Here is a 15,607-nt window from a genome sequence, read left to right on the forward strand (position 1 = left end):
GAAGCTGAAAGATGGAAAAAAGAAATTTAAGAAAAGAACGTGTAGGGATTGTAACCAGTAACAAAATGGAGAAATCCATTGTAGTTTCAGAGGTTAAGAAAATGAAACACCCCATGTACGGAAAATTCGTGTTGAAGACAAAAAAATATGTCGCTCACGATGAAACGAACGATTGCAACGAAGGAGATACTGTAAGAATCATGGAAACAAGACCTTTAAGTAAATCTAAGTGTTGGAGATTAGTAGAAATCATAGAAAGAGCTAAATAATCATGTTACAACAAGAATCAAGACTAAAAGTTGCAGATAACACGGGAGCAAAAGAAGTGCTTACCATCCGTGTATTAGGAGGTACTAAAAAAAGGTATGCTTCTATAGGAGATAAAATTGTAGTAACTGTTAAAGAAGCTACACCAAACGGAAACATTAAAAAAGGAGCAGTATCGACAGCAGTTGTTGTGCGTACTACCAAAGAGGTAAGAAGACCAGATGGTTCTTACATTCGTTTTGATGATAACGCTTGTGTACTTTTGAATCCAACAGGAGAAATGAGAGGAACACGTGTTTTTGGCCCTGTTGCCAGAGAGTTACGTGATAAACAATTTATGAAAATTGTATCATTAGCACCAGAGGTGTTATAATAATTTAAACGATGACAAAGCTTAAAATTAAATCAGGAGATAACGTTGTTGTAATTGCCGGGGATCACAAAGGTGAAGAAGGCAAAGTAATGAGAGTAATCACTGAAAAAAATAAAGCCATAGTAGAGGGAGTAAACCTAGTTTCGAAGCATGAGAAACCCAATGCCAAAAACCCACAGGGAGGTATTGCGAAAAAAGAAGCTCCAGTACATATTTCCAACCTAGCACTTATTGATCCAAAATCAAAAAAGGCAACCCGCGTTGGTTTTAAAATGGAAGGCGACAAGAAAGTACGTTTTTCAAAAAAATCTAATGAAGTAATATAGTTATGGGATATTCACCAAGACTTAAGGAAGAATACAAGGGCCGAGTTATCAAAGCTCTTACAGAAGAATTTGGTTACAAAAATGTAATGCAAGTTCCTAAATTACAGAAAATAGTAATCTCAAGAGGTGTTGGAGCCGCTGTTGCAGATAAGAAACTCATTGACTATTCAGTTGATGAAATTTCAAGAATTGCAGGACAAAAAGCTATAGCAACAATGTCTAAAAAAGACGTTGCTTCCTTTAAATTAAGAAAAGGAATGCCAATTGGGGTGAAAGTAACCCTTCGCGGTGAAAGAATGTATGAGTTTTTAGACAGACTTGTGACATCATCGCTACCACGAGTGCGTGACTTTAATGGAATTAAAGCCAACGGATTTGACGGAAGAGGAAATTACAACCTGGGTATTACTGAACAAATCATTTTCCCTGAAATTGATATTGACAAAGTAAACAAAATCCAAGGTATGGATATCACTTTTGTGACCACTGCAGAAACAGATAAGGAAGCAAAAGCATTATTAACAGAACTAGGATTACCCTTTAAAAAGAACTAAGAGATGGCTAAAGAATCAATGAAAGCCCGCGAGGTTAAGAGACAAAAAATGGTAGATAAGTATGCTGAAAAACGCAAAGCTTTAAAAGAGGCAGGCGATTATGAAGCATTGCAAAAATTACCAAAAAATGCTTCTCCAGTAAGATTGCACAATCGTTGTAAACTTACCGGAAGACCAAGGGGTTATATGAGAACTTTTGGACTTTCACGTGTTACATTTCGTGAAATGGCAAACCAAGGTTTGATTCCGGGAGTTAGAAAAGCTAGCTGGTAATTAAAAAAGCATTACTTTTGCGCCCTAATTACGAGCAAGTTTTTATTTATTAATTGGGTGAAGGTTTCCAAAGACGAAAAACCACATCCGCAAAAACAAGAAAATGACAACAGATCCTATCGCAGATTATCTAACACGCGTTAGAAATGCATCAAAGGCAAACCACAGAGTGGTTGAAATTCCTGCATCAAATTTGAAAAAAGAGATTACTAAAATCTTATTTGATCAAGGATACATTCTAAGTTACAAATTTGAGGATGACAAAGGTCCCCAAGGAACCATCAAAATTGCTTTGAAATATGACAAAGCGACCAAGGAACCAGTAATTAGAAAGATACAAAGAATCAGTAAACCCGGTTTACGTAAATACGCAAGTTCATCTGAACTTCCCAGAATCCTTAACGGATTAGGAATTGCCATTGTTTCAACATCCCATGGAGTGATGACCGGCAAGCAAGCCCAGGCTGATAATGTAGGTGGAGAAGTATTGTGTTACGTTTACTAAAAATCGACTAAAAAAATGTCTAGAATAGGAAATAATCCGATAGCAATCCCTGATGGTGTAACAGTCAATGTTAACGATAACATCATTACGGTAAAAGGAAAATTAGGAGAACTTAGTCAAGAGTTTTCAGAGGTAGAAATTAAAGTTGAAGATGGAAATGTATCTATTGCACGTCCTTCTGATTCTAAACCACACCGTGCAAAACATGGTTTATATCGCTCTTTGGTTAACAACATGGTTAAAGGTGTAGCTACAGGATGGACGAAGGAACTTGAGCTTGTTGGAGTTGGTTACAGAGCTAGCAACCAGGGTCAAAAATTAGACATCGCCATTGGATTTTCACACAATATCGTGATGGAAGTTGCCCCTGAGGTAAAAGTTGAAACCATTTCAGAGAAAGGTAAAAACCCAATTGTAAAGCTTACTTCTCACGACAAACAACTAGTGGGTCAGGTAGCTGCAAAAATTCGTGGATTCCGTAAACCAGAACCCTACAAAGGAAAAGGAATTAAATTTGTAGGTGAACAATTAAGAAGAAAAGCAGGTAAATCTGCATAAGCATAAAAGTTATGGCATTATCTAAGAACGATAGAAGAACAAGAATAAGATTTAGAGTAAGAAAAACAATTTCCGGCTCTGAACAACGACCCAGGCTTGCTGTTTTCAGAAGCAACAAAGAAATTTATGCTCAATTAATTGACGATCTAAGTGGTAAAACAATCACTGCTGCATCCTCAAGAGATAAAGACATCGATGTTTCTAAAGCAAGTAAAGTGGAAGCCGCAAAACTAGTAGGTAAAGCACTTGCCGAAAAAGCGATTAAAGCGGGTGTAGAAACAATTTCCTTTGACAGAGGGGGCTATTTATACCACGGAAGAATTAAATCATTAGCAGAAGGAGCCAGAGAAGGCGGACTTAAATTCTAAATATTATGTATCAAGATTATAAAAACGTAGAACTAGTAAAACCAAGTGGGTTAGAATTAAAAGATCGTCTGGTTGGAGTGCAACGCGTTACTAAAGTTACAAAAGGGGGTAGAGCATTTGGATTCTCTGCAATCGTTGTAGTTGGTGATGAAAATGGAGTTGTTGGTCAAGGACTGGGTAAGTCTAAAGATGTTGCAACTGCAATTGCTAAAGCCATTGAAGATGCTAAGAAAAACCTGGTAAGAATACCTCTAAACAAAACCACACTTCCTCATGAACAAAAAGGAAAGTATGGCGGAGCCCGAGTTAACTTAATTCCTGCTGCTCCCGGTACCGGTTTGATTGCCGGTGGTGCTGTGCGTGCTGTTCTGGAATCAGTGGGTGTTCATGATGTATTATCAAAATCACAAGGATCTTCAAATCCACACAATGTTGTAAAAGCAACTTTTGATGCTTTATTACAATTGAGAAGCGCCCATACTGTTGCAAGACAACGCGGTGTATCTCTTGAAAAAGTATTTAAAGGATAAAAAAACGAGTTATGGCAAAGATTAAAGTAACAAAAGTAAAAAGTGCTATCAACAGAACTCAATCTCAAAAGAGAACGCTTGAGTCTTTAGGACTTAGTAAAATAGGTCAGACCGTTGTGCATGATGACACACCAAGTATACTTGGTATGGTAAATAAAGTAAAACACTTAATTTCTGTTGAAGAAACAAAATAAGACATTAAATTATGGATTTAAGTAACTTAAAACCTGCTGCAGGTTCAGTACAAAATAACAAGAGATTGGGTCGTGGTGAAGGCTCCGGAAGTGGTGGAACTGCTTCAAGAGGTCACAAGGGTGCAAAATCTCGTTCAGGATATTCAAGAAAAATAGGTTTTGAAGGTGGTCAAATGCCACTTCAAAGACGTGTGCCAAAATTTGGTTTCAAAAATATCAATAGAAAAGAATATCAAGGGGTTAATCTTGATACGCTTCAACAATTGGTTGATGACAAAAAAATTAAAGATACTTTAGACTTTGATACTATGGTTTCTTTAAGATTGGCAACAAAAAATGAAAATGTAAAGATACTTGGAAGAGGGGAGTTAAATGCGAAATTGAAAGTATCTGCTCATAAGTTCACAGCAACTGCCAAAAATGCAATTGAAGCTGCAGGTGGCGAAGTGGTAATTTTATAACAACCCTATCAGAATGAAATTTATAAATACCCTACAGAATATTTGGAAAATAGAAGAGTTGAGAAACAGAATCTTAATCACTCTTGGATTACTGGCTGTTTACCGTTTTGGTGCACAGGTAGTTTTACCGGGAATTGATGCTTCTCAATTACAAGGTTTAGCAGATCAAACCGATAGTGGAATTTTAGGTTTATTGAATGCTTTTACAGGGGGTGCATTTTCTAATGCTTCTGTTTTTGCATTGGGTATTATGCCTTACATTTCTGCTTCTATTGTAGTTCAGTTGATGGGTATTGCTGTGCCTTATCTCCAAAAGCTCCAAAAAGAAGGAGAAAGCGGAAGAAAGAAAATCAACCAAATTACACGCTGGTTAACCATTGCAATTACCTTGGTTCAAGGACCCGGTTATATTTATAACCTATTCAATATATTACCAGCCGAAGCCTTTTTATTAGGCAACGACATTTCCTTTATCGCCTCTGCAGTGATTATCCTGACTACAGGTTGTATTTTTGCAATGTGGCTTGGTGAGAAAATAACTGACAAAGGAATTGGTAATGGTATTTCCATCTTAATTATGGTTGGTATTATTGCTACTTTACCACAATCTTTTGTACAAGAATTTGCATCCAGAGTATTTGAATCAAATGGTGGATTGATCTTTATCTTGATAGAGTTAGTCATCTGGTTTGTTATTATACTTCTGTCAGTACTTCTGGTATTGGCTGTTAGACAAATACCTGTACAGTATGCGCGTAGAACTGCCAGCGGTGGGTATGAGAAGAACGCATTTGGTTCCAGACAGTATATACCGTTAAAATTGAATGCTTCAGGGGTTATGCCAATTATCTTTGCACAGGCCATTATGTTTGTGCCAGCTGCAGTAGCCGGATTGTCCACTTCAGAAATGGCTCAATCATTTACAGTAGCCTTTAGTGATATCTTTGGTTTTTGGTATAATGTAGTCTTTGCACTTTTAATTATTGTGTTCACCTATTTTTATACTGCAGTGACTGTACCCACGAATAAAATGGCAGACGACTTAAAAAGAAGTGGTGGCTTTGTTCCGGGTATCAAACCGGGGTCAGAGACCGCAGAATATTTAGATAAAATAATGTCACAAATCACCCTGCCCGGGTCTATATTCCTGGCAATGATTGCTATTTTCCCGGCGTTTGCTGTAAAGCTATTAGGGTTGCAAGCAGGATGGGCTTTATTTTATGGAGGAACCTCTCTACTTATTATGGTGGGTGTAGCAATAGATACTATGCAACAAATTAATGCCTATTTGTTGAACAGACACTATGACGGATTAATGAAATCAGGTAAAAACAGAAAAGCAGTAGCTTAAACAAAAAACAAATTATAAGCGCCAAATTCCAAATAGATGTTTATATTAAAGGAATTGGAATTTGAAATTTTTAAAATTTATGGCAAAACAACCGGCAATAGAACAAGACGGAACCATCGTTGAAGCACTTTCAAACGCAATGTTTCGTGTAGAATTAGAAAACGGTCACATAGTTACAGCGCATATTTCCGGTAAGATGCGTATGCATTACATTAAGTTATTACCGGGTGATAAAGTAAAATTAGAAATGAGTCCTTACGATTTGACTAAGGCAAGAATTACATACAGGTATTAAATTTTTGAGCAATCAAGAATAACTAATTATTAAAAACAAAGGAATGAAAGTAAGAGCTTCCATTAAGAAAAGAAGTGCCGAGTGCAAGATTGTTCGTCGCAAAGGCAGATTATATGTTATTAACAAAAAGAACCCAAAGTTCAAACAAAGACAAGGTTAAGATATGGCAAGAATAGCAGGTGTAGATATCCCAAAGCAAAAAAGGGGTGTAATCGCGTTAACTTACATATTTGGTATTGGTAAAAGCCGTGCCAAAGACATTTTGGCAAAAGCCGAAGTAAGTGAAGACAAGAAAGTAAACGAATGGGACGATGATGAAATCGGTCGGATTCGTGATGCAGTAGGAAACTTCAAAATTGAAGGTGAATTGCGTTCAGAGGTTCAAGTGAGCATTAAACGCTTAATGGACATTGGATGCTACAGAGGTATTCGTCACAGATCGGGTCTTCCACTTAGAGGGCAACGTACCAAGAATAACTCAAGAACCAGAAAAGGAAAACGTAAAACTGTTGCTAACAAGAAAAAAGCAACTAAATAATCCCTAGAGATATGGCAAAAACAACCGCAAAAAAACGTAAAGTTAATGTTGAATCTGTAGGTGAAGCACACGTTACAGCTTCTTTTAACAACATCATTATTTCTTTAACAAACAAAAATGGTGATGTGATCGCCTGGTCATCTGCCGGTAAAATGGGTTTCAGAGGATCTAAGAAAAACACTCCTTATGCTGCTCAGTTAGCTGCAGAAGATGCAACTAAAGTTGCACACGATGCAGGTTTACGCAAAGTAAAGGTGTATGTTAAAGGACCCGGAAACGGAAGAGAATCTGCAATACGCTCTATTCACAATGCAGGAATTGAAGTGACTGAAATTGTTGACATCACTCCAATGCCACACAATGGTTGCAGACCTCCAAAAAGAAGAAGAGTTTAAGTAAGTTAGAAATTAGAAGTTCAGGTTTGAACTTTGAATATTTAATCATTAAATAAATAAGTATAAACACGAGAAGGAACGCGATAGATGGAGGACAGACCTTAATTCATCATCCCCTTCTAAAACAAATTTTAATATGGCAAGATATATCGGTCCAAAAACTAAAATAGCCCGTAAATTCGGTGAAGCTATTTACGGAGACGACAAAGCATTTGAAAAAAGAAATTACCCTCCGGGACAACACGGAAACGCCCGTAGAAGAGGTAAGAAATCAGAATATGCTACCCAGTTAATGGAAAAGCAAAAAGCCAAGTATACTTATGGTATTCTTGAGCGTCAGTTCAGAGGGTTGTTTAAAAAAGCAACTGCTGCTGATGGTATTACAGGTGATGTATTGTTACAATTATGTGAATCACGTTTAGACAATGTAGTATTCAGAATGGGCATTGCTCCTTCAAGAAGTGCTGCCCGTCAATTGGTTTCACACCGTCACATTTTGGTAAATGGAGAGAAAGTAAACATACCTTCTTACCACGTTAAGCCGGGTGATGTTGTGGCTGTAAGAGAAAAATCAAAATCTCTTGATGCCATTACAAGTTCACTTTCCAATGCATCCCACCCTTACGAATGGATTAACTGGAACAATGATAAAATGGAAGGAACCTTTGTTTCCACTCCGGAACGAATTCAAATTCCTGAAAATATCAATACACAATTCATCGTTGAATTATACTCTAAATAATAAATCTTAGGAATCACAAACATGGCAATACTAAATTTTCAGAAGCCCGATAAAGTTATAATGATCAATTCAACCGATTTTGAGGGGAAATTCGAATTTCGTCCCTTAGAACCCGGTTATGGCTTGACCGTTGGTAACGCGCTTAGAAGAGTACTATTATCCTCCTTAGAAGGTTTTGCTATCACTTCCATCAGAATCGAAGGAGTTGATCACGAATTTTCAACCATACCCGGAGTCGTAGAAGATGTAACAGAAATTATCCTTGGTTTAAAGCAAGTGCGTTTCAAGCGTCAAATTGACGAAATTGATAACGAAACTGTTACTATGTCCATCACCGGTAAAGATCAACTTACCGCAGGTGACTTCCAAAAGTTTATTTCAGGATTTCAAATATTAAACCCAGACCTGGTTATTTGTAATATGGAATCTAAAGTTAACCTGAATATGGAAATGACCATAGAAAAGGGTAGAGGGTATGTGCCAGCTGAAGAGAACAAAAAAGCAAATGCACCCCTTGGAACTATCTTTACAGACTCCATCTACACACCCATCAAAAATGTTAAGTACAGCATTGAGAATTTTCGTGTAGAGCAAAAAACAGATTACGAAAAACTAGTTTTTGAAATCGTATCAGACGGTTCTATCCATCCCAAAGATGCATTGACCGAAGCTGCAAAAACGTTGATTCACCACTTTATGTTGTTCAGTGATGAGCGTATCACCCTAGAGGCTGATGAAATCGCTCAAACTGAAACCTATGATGAAGAGTCCCTGCATATGCGTCAGTTATTGAAAACCAAATTGGTAGATATGGACCTTTCAGTGAGAGCATTGAATTGTTTGAAAGCTGCAGAAGTAGATACCCTTGGTGATTTAGTTTCTTACAACAAAAATGATTTGATGAAATTCAGAAACTTTGGTAAGAAATCATTGACAGAATTGGAAGAGTTAGTCAACGTAAAAGGACTGACTTTTGGAATGGATCTTTCAAAATATAAATTAGACAGAGATTAAAAAAAGACTTGAGCTATAAGACGTGGGTATTCAGACCTTACTCATCTCTTAACACTCACCTCTAATAACTAAGAAAATGAGACACGGAAAAAAAATAAATCATTTAGGAAGAAAAACAGCACACAGAAAGTCCATGTTGGCAAACATGGCTTGTTCCCTAATTGAGCATAAAAGAATTAACACTACAGTTGCCAAAGCGAAAGCACTGAAGCAATTTGTAGAGCCTTTAGTTACCAAATCAAAAGAAGACACCACACACAACAGACGTATAGTTTATAGCAGACTGCGTCAAAAAGAAGCTGTTGCAGAACTTTTCAGAGAAGTAGCAGTCAAAGTGGGTGACCGTCCGGGAGGTTACACCCGAATCATCAAATTGGGTAACCGTTTGGGAGATAACGCTGATATGGCCATGATCGAGTTGGTTGATTTCAACGAAGTCTATAACGCAAACAAACCTGCGAAGAAAAAATCTACCCGTCGTGCCGGAAAAGGTAAAAAAGCAGAAGAGACAGCAGCAAAAGCTGCGCCAGCTGAAAAAACAGAAGAGGTAACACCGGAAACAAAAGCACCTGAGGCTTCAGAAGACAACAAGCAAGATGAACCAAAAAATGAAAAAGAATAAATTTTTGAATTCATTCTAAAGACACAAGGGATAAACTTTTATAGTTTATCCCTTTTTTTATATATTTTTGCAAACCAGTATAACAACACAACTTTCTAATTCCATGAAGTACCACACCAGAAAAAAAGCCATCATTTTACTTGCAGACGGAACTATTTTTCACGGTAAAGCCGTGGGAAGTAAAGACGGAACCGCCTTTGGCGAAGTTTGTTTTAACACGGGAATGACCGGTTATCAGGAGATTTTCACAGACCCTTCTTATTTTGGCCAATTAATGGTTACAACCAATGCTCATATCGGGAATTATGGCACCAACGAAGACGAGGTTGAATCTGAAGGCGTTAAAATCGCCGGATTGATTTGTCGTAACTTCAGTTACAACTACTCCCGTGATATTGCTGATGCTTCTCTTGAAGAATTTTTAAATGCCAATAATCTTTTTGCCATTTCTGATGTGGACACCCGAGCTTTGGTGAGCTATATTCGCGACAACGGAGCAATGAATGCCGTGATCTCTACAGATGTGGACAATATCGAGGGACTTAAAAAACAACTCGCTGAAGTGCCCGATATGAATGGCCTGGAGTTGGCCTCAAAAGTATCTACTAAAGCGCCCTATTTTGTTGGTCATGAAAATGCAACTTATAAAGTGGCAGCCCTTGACATAGGCATCAAAAAGAATATTTTGCGCAACCTGGCCGAACGGGATTGCTATATCAAAGTATTTCCATACAACGCAACTTTTGATGAAATGGCTGCTTTTGAGCCTGATGGCTATTTTTTATCAAACGGCCCCGGGGATCCGCAGCCATTGACCAGTGCCATTTCAGTTGCTAAAGAAATCATTGAACGCAATTTACCCTTATTTGGAATTTGTCTTGGTCATCAAGTAATTGCCCTGGCCAACGGTATTTCAACTTATAAAATGCACCACGGTCATAGAGGCATCAATCACCCCATTATGAACCTTGTTACCGGAAAGGGAGAAATCACTTCACAGAATCACGGTTTTGCTATCAATAAAGAAGAAACTGAAAACCATCCAGAACTTGAAATCACCCACGTGCATCTCAATGACCATACTGTGGCAGGCATTAAAATGAAAAACAAAAACTGTTTCTCAGTGCAATACCATCCCGAAGCCAGTCCGGGGCCGCATGATGCCAGATATCTTTTTGATCAGTTTATTGAAAACATAACAACGGGTTCTTTAACAAAAGTATAAAGGCGCAAGATTTTGCGCCTATACAAATAGAATAAAAGATTAACTTATTAAGAATATTGAGAGGCGTAAGGTTTTATGGCTCGACCATCCAAAAAAACAAAAAAGTTATGAGTATTATAATTGACATTCGCGCCAGACAAATATTTGATTCCAGAGGGAATCCAACTGTTGAAGTAGATGTAATTACCGAAAGTGGTATTCTGGGTAGAGCAGCAGTTCCATCAGGTGCTTCAACCGGAGAGCATGAGGCCGTTGAATTAAGAGACGGGGGCAAAGATTATATGGGTAAAGGAGTGCTTCAAGCTGTTAAAAACGTCAATGAGGTAATTGCTCCGGAACTTTTGGGTGCCGTTGTATTTGACCAAAACCTGATTGATCAGACTATGATTGAAATGGATGGTACTTCCAATAAATCTAAGTTGGGCGCCAATGCGATCCTAGGTGTTTCGCTTGCAGTTGCAAAAGCTGCTGCCCTGGAGCTTGGGTTGCCTTTGTATCGTTATGTGGGCGGTGTGAGCTCGAATACGCTTCCTGTTCCTATGATGAACATTATTAACGGTGGGTCTCACAGTGATGCTCCCATTGCTTTTCAGGAGTTTATGATTGTGCCTGTAAAAGCTTATAATTTTACTCAGGCCATGAAAATGGGGTCTGAAATATTCCACCATTTAAAGAAGGTGTTGCACGACAGAAAACTCAGTACAGCCGTGGGTGATGAAGGTGGTTTTGCCCCTACATTGAAAGGAACTGAAGATGCGCTGGACACGATAGCAAAAGCCGTGAACAATGCCGGTTATGAATTTGGAACTGATATTAAAATTGCCCTTGATTGTGCTGCAGCTGAATTTTATATCAAAGGAAACTATGATTACACCAAATTTGAAGGCAAAGCCGGTAAAGTAAGAACCTCAAAACAACAAGCCGATTATCTTGCTGAACTGACTTCAAAATATCCCATTATCTCCATAGAAGACGGGATGGATGAAAACGACTGGGAAGGCTGGAAATACATCACAGAAAAAATAGGGGATAAAGTACAGTTAGTGGGTGATGACTTGTTTGTCACCAATGTAGAGCGCTTATCAAGAGGAATTAAAGAAGGTATTGCGAATTCTATTTTAATTAAAGTGAATCAAATTGGCACCTTAACTGAAACCATTGCCGCGGTGAATATGGCCCATAATGCGGGTTATACCTCTGTGATGTCTCATCGTTCTGGTGAGACCGAAGACACTACCATAGCAGATCTTGCCGTCGCGTTGAATTGCGGACAGATTAAGACCGGCTCGGCATCGAGGAGTGACCGTATGTCAAAATACAACCAGTTGTTGCGTATAGAGGAGGAGCTGGGAAGTGTGGCCTATTTTCCACAAGAAAACGCCTTTAAAATCAATTAGGGATTACAGGCCTAATCTTTAAGGTATTTTTAACCAATATATGACGATTGTCATTAAAGTTTTTGCCTTATATTTTGTATCTTCGCGGTACGTTCAAATTAAAAATTTAACAGAGAAACATGTCAAAAACAGCTACGTTAGAAATAGATGGAAAAAAATATGAGTTTCCTTTAGTAGAGGGTACTGAGAATGAGGTTGCAATCGATATTAAAACCCTGAGAGCAGCTTCCAATGTAATCACTTTAGATCCCGGATACAAGAATACGGGTTCGTGTGAAAGTGCCATTACATTTTTAGATGGTGAGAAAGGAGTGTTGCGCTATCGTGGTTATGCTATTGAAGATTTGGCTGAAAAGGCTTCTTTTCTTGAGGTGTGTTATCTTTTGATTTTTGGTGAACTTCCAACAAAAGAACAACTTTCAAAGTTTCATAAAGACATCAAGGAGCAATCGATTGTTGATGAAGATATGAAACGCATCCTGGATGGTTTTCCAAAGTCTGCCCACCCCATGGGCGTGCTTGCCTCCCTTACCAATGCATTGGTAGCTTTTAATCCTTCTTCAGTGAATGTAGATTCTGAAGAGGATATGTATAAGGCGATTGTTAAGATATTGGGTAAATTCCCGGTATTGGTAGCCTGGACGATGCGTAAAAAAATGAGCTTGCCTTTAAATTATGGCGACACTTCACTTGGTTATATTGAAAACATCCACAAAATGATGTTCCAGAAACCCAATGAAGAATATAAAGTTGACCGTGCCGTCATTGAAGCTTTGGATAAGTTATTGATCTTGCATGCAGATCATGAACAAAACTGTTCTACTTCAACCGTGCGAATTGTGGGTTCTTCACATTCCGGTTTGTTTGCTTCTTTATCAGCCGGTATTGCTGCGCTTTGGGGTCCGCTTCACGGTGGGGCCAACCAAGCTGTTATCGAAATGCTTGAAGCGATAAAAGCTGATGGTGGTGATACTTCAAAATATATCTTAAAAGCCAAAGATAAAGACGACTCTTTCCGATTGATGGGCTTTGGTCACAGAGTGTATAAAAACTTTGACCCAAGGGCACGCATCATCAAGAAAGCAGCAGACGAAGTGTTGGGTGAATTAGGTATTGAGGACCCTGTATTGGATATTGCCAAAGGCCTTGAAAAAGTAGCTTTGGAAGATGAATATTTCAAATCAAGAAACTTGTACCCCAATGTTGATTTCTATTCAGGGATTATATACCGGGCGTTAGGTATACCAACCGATATGTTTACCGTTATGTTTGCTTTGGGCCGTTTACCCGGCTGGATTGCACAATGGAAAGAAATGCGCTTGCGCAAAGAGCCTATTGGTCGTCCACGACAGGTGTATACCGGTTATACTCTCAGGTCGTTTAAAACTATGAGTGACCGTTAATAAAAAAAATATTTTTAATTAAACTCCATCAAAAAACTTCTTGATGGAGTTTTTTATATATTTGATAAAAACCATCCTATGCTTTCATTAAATGTAAAAGACGAAACTTCCAGGTTGAGGGCTGTTGTTTTGGGAACAGCTACCAGCAACGGGCCTACACCAAGTGCTGATGAGGCTTATGACCCCAAATCGCTGGAGCACATACTTGCTGGCACTTACCCCAAAAATGAAGATATGATTCCTGAAATGGAGGCGTTTGCAAGTGTTTTGAAAAAATATGATGTAAAGGTGTTCCGGCCTGAAGAAATCAAGGATTACAATCAAATCTTTTCACGGGATATTGCCTTTGTTATTGATGATGTGTTTGTTAAGGCTAATATCCTTCCCGATCGTGAAAAAGAACTCGACGCCATCCAATATATCATCGATCAAATTGACCCTAAAAAAGTTGTTCGTCCACCGGAAGAGGTGCACATTGAAGGTGGTGATGTGATGCTGTGGAATGATTATATATTTATTGGAACTTATAAAGGAAGCGATTATAAGGAATATATCACTGCACGCACCAATATGGAAGGTGTAGAGTACATCAGAAACCTGTTTCCACATAAAACCGTAAAAGAGTTTGACCTGGTCAAATCCAAAATAGAAGCCCGTGACAACGCACTTCACTTAGATTGTTGTTTTCAACCGGTGGGTAAAGACAAAGCGATCATTTACAAACAAGGTTTTCGGGAAGAAGCGGACTATGTTTACCTGGTCAATCTGTTTGGAAAAGAAAACCTTTTTCACATCACACGCGAGGAGATGTACCATATGAACAGCAATGTTTTTTCCATTGCACCTGATGTTGTGGTTTCTGAAAAGAACTTTACAAGACTCAATGACTGGCTTCTTGAACAGGGTTTTACTGTTGAAGAAATCCCCTATGCTGAAATATCGAAACAGGAGGGATTGCTGCGGTGTAGTACGTTGCCTTTGATTAGGGATTAAAGTTCAAGGTTTAAAGTTCAAAGTTTAAGGATATCTTATGCAAGCAACAAATACAATTTTAATGGTAAGACCGGCGGCCTTCCGATTGAATGAGGAAACGGCTGTTAACAATTATTATCAAACTACCAACGCTGAATTAAAAGCTTTGGATGCTAATAAACTGGCACAGGAGGAGTTTGACAGTATGGTCGAAAAGCTCAAAAAAGCTGGTGTCAATGTCGTATTGTTTCACGATGATGGTTCTGATGATACTCCTGATTCGGTTTTTCCAAATAACTGGGTTTCTTTTCACGAAAATGGAACCATAGCACTATATCCTATGTTTGCTGTCAACCGGAGACGTGAACGTCGTGAAGCAGTCATCAAGCAACTTGAAAAGGAGGGTTTCAACATTGAAAGTATTGTTGATTATACTCCTGCCGAAGATGAAAATTTCTTTCTTGAAGGAACGGGGAGCCTGGTGCTGGACCGCATCAACCGAAAGGCTTATTGTGCTCTTTCGCCCCGGGCTGATGAAGAATTACTTATAGAGTTTTGTGAAGACTTTGAATACACCCCGGTGATTTTTACGGCTTATCAAACCGTGAATGGTGAACGTTTGCCTATTTATCATACCAATGTAATGATGTGTGTTGCTAAAGACTTTGCCGTGGTATGCCTAGACTGTATTGATGACAAAAAAGAACGTAAAAATGTGGTTGAACATCTCAAAGAAGATGGTAAAGAAATTATCTCTATTACAGAAGCACAAGTGAACCAATTTGCAGGTAATATGCTTGAGGTGCTGGATGAAAAGGGTAACTCTATTACTGTGATGTCACAGTCTGCTTATGACAGTTTAACTGCTCAACAACGGGCTGGTATTGAGAAATATAGCACGATACTGAGCAGTAGCCTGAATACGATTGAAACCCTTGGGGGTGGCAGTGCACGGTGTATGATGGCTGAGGTGTTTTTGACGAAGGGGTAGGGTTTTGGGTTCAAGGTTTAAGGTTGAATGAAAAATTAATAATGAATAATTAAAAATGGTCAACTCTAATCAGGGAAGTTCATTTAAGGTTAATGTGGGTGTTTAATTATTAGTTCCAGAGTTTGTCAAGCTCATAGCCTCCTTTTTTTGGGTTATGTTCAATTAAGTGTGTCATCGTTTAAAAATCTGTTATCAAAGTAATCTACTAAATCTCTTCTAACTGATGACCATCCAAACATTTGGCCATTCCATT

Annotated in this window: 24 protein-coding genes; all 24 read left to right on the plus strand. The window is 38.5% G+C overall.

What is annotated here, in order from left to right; genetic code table 11:
- The first annotated feature begins 11 nt into the window (after nt 1–11).
- The 24 genes from rpsQ to ctlX all read left to right on the plus strand — a co-directional run bounded on the left by rpsQ (nt 12) and on the right by ctlX (nt 15,354).
- Entirely contained in the window at nt 12–269 is a 258-nt protein-coding gene (gene rpsQ, locus IEV69_RS05180; protein WP_188440162.1) for a 30S ribosomal protein S17, read from the plus strand.
- A gap of 2 nt (nt 270–271) precedes the next feature.
- Nucleotides 272–640 carry a 50S ribosomal protein L14 gene (rplN, locus tag IEV69_RS05185; RefSeq protein WP_188440164.1) on the plus strand — a complete coding sequence of 123 codons (369 nt, stop codon included), beginning with the start codon at nt 272–274 and terminating at the stop codon, nt 638–640.
- Between the two features lie 11 nt (nt 641–651).
- Complete coding sequence (gene rplX / locus IEV69_RS05190) at nt 652–966, plus strand: 50S ribosomal protein L24 (RefSeq protein ID WP_188440166.1); 315 nt, start codon at nt 652–654, stop codon at nt 964–966.
- A 2-nt stretch (nt 967–968) separates the two neighbouring features.
- Nucleotides 969–1,520, plus strand: a complete 552-nt coding sequence (gene rplE / locus IEV69_RS05195; RefSeq protein ID WP_188440168.1) for a 50S ribosomal protein L5 — start codon at nt 969–971, stop codon at nt 1,518–1,520.
- 3 nt (nt 1,521–1,523) lie between these two features.
- A complete protein-coding gene (gene rpsN, locus IEV69_RS05200) occupies nt 1,524–1,793 on the plus strand; it encodes a 30S ribosomal protein S14 (RefSeq protein WP_188440170.1) in 270 nt (89 codons plus the stop codon).
- A 103-nt stretch (nt 1,794–1,896) separates the two neighbouring features.
- Nucleotides 1,897–2,298, plus strand: coding sequence for a 30S ribosomal protein S8 (rpsH, locus tag IEV69_RS05205; RefSeq protein ID WP_188440172.1), 402 nt, complete (start codon nt 1,897–1,899; stop codon nt 2,296–2,298).
- 15 nt (nt 2,299–2,313) lie between these two features.
- Complete coding sequence (gene rplF / locus IEV69_RS05210; RefSeq protein ID WP_188440173.1) at nt 2,314–2,856, plus strand: 50S ribosomal protein L6; 543 nt, start codon at nt 2,314–2,316, stop codon at nt 2,854–2,856.
- 11 nt (nt 2,857–2,867) lie between these two features.
- Nucleotides 2,868–3,224, plus strand: coding sequence for a 50S ribosomal protein L18 (rplR, locus tag IEV69_RS05215; RefSeq protein ID WP_188440175.1), 357 nt, complete (start codon nt 2,868–2,870; stop codon nt 3,222–3,224).
- 5 nt (nt 3,225–3,229) lie between these two features.
- On the plus strand, nt 3,230–3,754 hold the full coding sequence (gene rpsE / locus IEV69_RS05220) for a 30S ribosomal protein S5 (RefSeq protein ID WP_188440178.1): 525 nt from the start codon (nt 3,230–3,232) through the stop codon (nt 3,752–3,754).
- A gap of 11 nt (nt 3,755–3,765) precedes the next feature.
- Nucleotides 3,766–3,948 (plus strand): 50S ribosomal protein L30, encoded by a 183-nt coding sequence (gene rpmD / locus IEV69_RS05225; protein ID WP_188440179.1) that lies wholly within the window; start codon nt 3,766–3,768, stop codon nt 3,946–3,948.
- 11 nt (nt 3,949–3,959) lie between these two features.
- Nucleotides 3,960–4,409 carry a 50S ribosomal protein L15 gene (gene rplO / locus IEV69_RS05230; RefSeq protein WP_188440181.1) on the plus strand — a complete coding sequence of 150 codons (450 nt, stop codon included), beginning with the start codon at nt 3,960–3,962 and terminating at the stop codon, nt 4,407–4,409.
- A gap of 13 nt (nt 4,410–4,422) precedes the next feature.
- Nucleotides 4,423–5,760, plus strand: coding sequence for a preprotein translocase subunit SecY (gene secY / locus IEV69_RS05235; protein WP_188440183.1), 1,338 nt, complete (start codon nt 4,423–4,425; stop codon nt 5,758–5,760).
- A gap of 79 nt (nt 5,761–5,839) precedes the next feature.
- Entirely contained in the window at nt 5,840–6,055 is a 216-nt protein-coding gene (gene infA / locus IEV69_RS05240; protein WP_034259287.1) for a translation initiation factor IF-1, read from the plus strand.
- A 43-nt stretch (nt 6,056–6,098) separates the two neighbouring features.
- Nucleotides 6,099–6,215, plus strand: a complete 117-nt coding sequence (gene ykgO, locus IEV69_RS05245) for a type B 50S ribosomal protein L36 (protein WP_037325435.1) — start codon at nt 6,099–6,101, stop codon at nt 6,213–6,215.
- A gap of 3 nt (nt 6,216–6,218) precedes the next feature.
- Entirely contained in the window at nt 6,219–6,593 is a 375-nt protein-coding gene (gene rpsM / locus IEV69_RS05250; RefSeq protein ID WP_188440186.1) for a 30S ribosomal protein S13, read from the plus strand.
- Between the two features lie 11 nt (nt 6,594–6,604).
- Complete coding sequence (gene rpsK / locus IEV69_RS05255; RefSeq protein WP_188440189.1) at nt 6,605–6,988, plus strand: 30S ribosomal protein S11; 384 nt, start codon at nt 6,605–6,607, stop codon at nt 6,986–6,988.
- A gap of 136 nt (nt 6,989–7,124) precedes the next feature.
- Nucleotides 7,125–7,730 (plus strand): 30S ribosomal protein S4, encoded by a 606-nt coding sequence (gene rpsD, locus IEV69_RS05260; protein WP_188440194.1) that lies wholly within the window; start codon nt 7,125–7,127, stop codon nt 7,728–7,730.
- A gap of 21 nt (nt 7,731–7,751) precedes the next feature.
- Nucleotides 7,752–8,744: a DNA-directed RNA polymerase subunit alpha gene (locus IEV69_RS05265; RefSeq protein ID WP_188440196.1), complete on the plus strand. Its 993-nt coding sequence runs from the start codon at nt 7,752–7,754 to the stop codon at nt 8,742–8,744.
- A 76-nt stretch (nt 8,745–8,820) separates the two neighbouring features.
- On the plus strand, nt 8,821–9,366 hold the full coding sequence (gene rplQ, locus IEV69_RS05270; RefSeq protein ID WP_188440198.1) for a 50S ribosomal protein L17: 546 nt from the start codon (nt 8,821–8,823) through the stop codon (nt 9,364–9,366).
- A gap of 103 nt (nt 9,367–9,469) precedes the next feature.
- Nucleotides 9,470–10,591, plus strand: a complete 1,122-nt coding sequence (gene carA, locus IEV69_RS05275; RefSeq protein WP_188440205.1) for a glutamine-hydrolyzing carbamoyl-phosphate synthase small subunit — start codon at nt 9,470–9,472, stop codon at nt 10,589–10,591.
- Nucleotides 10,592–10,698: 107 nt separating this feature from the next.
- The gene (eno, locus tag IEV69_RS05280; RefSeq protein WP_188440207.1) at nt 10,699–11,988 is read left to right on the plus strand and encodes a phosphopyruvate hydratase; all 1,290 of its coding nucleotides are present in this window, start codon (nt 10,699–10,701) and stop codon (nt 11,986–11,988) included.
- Nucleotides 11,989–12,107: 119 nt separating this feature from the next.
- Entirely contained in the window at nt 12,108–13,391 is a 1,284-nt protein-coding gene (locus IEV69_RS05285) for a citrate synthase (protein ID WP_188440214.1), read from the plus strand.
- A 78-nt stretch (nt 13,392–13,469) separates the two neighbouring features.
- On the plus strand, nt 13,470–14,384 hold the full coding sequence (locus IEV69_RS05290) for a dimethylarginine dimethylaminohydrolase family protein (RefSeq protein WP_188440216.1): 915 nt from the start codon (nt 13,470–13,472) through the stop codon (nt 14,382–14,384).
- 37 nt (nt 14,385–14,421) lie between these two features.
- Nucleotides 14,422–15,354, plus strand: coding sequence for a citrulline utilization hydrolase CtlX (gene ctlX / locus IEV69_RS05295; protein WP_188440217.1), 933 nt, complete (start codon nt 14,422–14,424; stop codon nt 15,352–15,354).
- Nucleotides 15,355–15,607: the final 253 nt, after the last annotated feature.

Origin of the sequence: Planktosalinus lacus (assembly GCF_014640155.1) — a bacterium.
GTDB classification, from domain to species: domain Bacteria; phylum Bacteroidota; class Bacteroidia; order Flavobacteriales; family Flavobacteriaceae; genus Planktosalinus; species Planktosalinus lacus.

Coding starts and splice junctions, on each gene's coding strand:
- rpsQ (WP_188440162.1), top strand. CDS start 12: ATGGAAAAAAGAAATTTAAGAAAAGAACGTGTAGGGATTGTAACCAGT.
- rplN (WP_188440164.1), top strand. CDS start 272: ATGTTACAACAAGAATCAAGACTAAAAGTTGCAGATAACACGGGAGCA.
- rplX (WP_188440166.1), top strand. CDS start 652: ATGACAAAGCTTAAAATTAAATCAGGAGATAACGTTGTTGTAATTGCC.
- rplE (WP_188440168.1), top strand. CDS start 969: ATGGGATATTCACCAAGACTTAAGGAAGAATACAAGGGCCGAGTTATC.
- rpsN (WP_188440170.1), top strand. CDS start 1,524: ATGGCTAAAGAATCAATGAAAGCCCGCGAGGTTAAGAGACAAAAAATG.
- rpsH (WP_188440172.1), top strand. CDS start 1,897: ATGACAACAGATCCTATCGCAGATTATCTAACACGCGTTAGAAATGCA.
- rplF (WP_188440173.1), top strand. CDS start 2,314: ATGTCTAGAATAGGAAATAATCCGATAGCAATCCCTGATGGTGTAACA.
- rplR (WP_188440175.1), top strand. CDS start 2,868: ATGGCATTATCTAAGAACGATAGAAGAACAAGAATAAGATTTAGAGTA.
- rpsE (WP_188440178.1), top strand. CDS start 3,230: ATGTATCAAGATTATAAAAACGTAGAACTAGTAAAACCAAGTGGGTTA.
- rpmD (WP_188440179.1), top strand. CDS start 3,766: ATGGCAAAGATTAAAGTAACAAAAGTAAAAAGTGCTATCAACAGAACT.
- rplO (WP_188440181.1), top strand. CDS start 3,960: ATGGATTTAAGTAACTTAAAACCTGCTGCAGGTTCAGTACAAAATAAC.
- secY (WP_188440183.1), top strand. CDS start 4,423: ATGAAATTTATAAATACCCTACAGAATATTTGGAAAATAGAAGAGTTG.
- infA (WP_034259287.1), top strand. CDS start 5,840: ATGGCAAAACAACCGGCAATAGAACAAGACGGAACCATCGTTGAAGCA.
- ykgO (WP_037325435.1), top strand. CDS start 6,099: ATGAAAGTAAGAGCTTCCATTAAGAAAAGAAGTGCCGAGTGCAAGATT.
- rpsM (WP_188440186.1), top strand. CDS start 6,219: ATGGCAAGAATAGCAGGTGTAGATATCCCAAAGCAAAAAAGGGGTGTA.
- rpsK (WP_188440189.1), top strand. CDS start 6,605: ATGGCAAAAACAACCGCAAAAAAACGTAAAGTTAATGTTGAATCTGTA.
- rpsD (WP_188440194.1), top strand. CDS start 7,125: ATGGCAAGATATATCGGTCCAAAAACTAAAATAGCCCGTAAATTCGGT.
- IEV69_RS05265 (WP_188440196.1), top strand. CDS start 7,752: ATGGCAATACTAAATTTTCAGAAGCCCGATAAAGTTATAATGATCAAT.
- rplQ (WP_188440198.1), top strand. CDS start 8,821: ATGAGACACGGAAAAAAAATAAATCATTTAGGAAGAAAAACAGCACAC.
- carA (WP_188440205.1), top strand. CDS start 9,470: ATGAAGTACCACACCAGAAAAAAAGCCATCATTTTACTTGCAGACGGA.
- eno (WP_188440207.1), top strand. CDS start 10,699: ATGAGTATTATAATTGACATTCGCGCCAGACAAATATTTGATTCCAGA.
- IEV69_RS05285 (WP_188440214.1), top strand. CDS start 12,108: ATGTCAAAAACAGCTACGTTAGAAATAGATGGAAAAAAATATGAGTTT.
- IEV69_RS05290 (WP_188440216.1), top strand. CDS start 13,470: ATGCTTTCATTAAATGTAAAAGACGAAACTTCCAGGTTGAGGGCTGTT.
- ctlX (WP_188440217.1), top strand. CDS start 14,422: ATGCAAGCAACAAATACAATTTTAATGGTAAGACCGGCGGCCTTCCGA.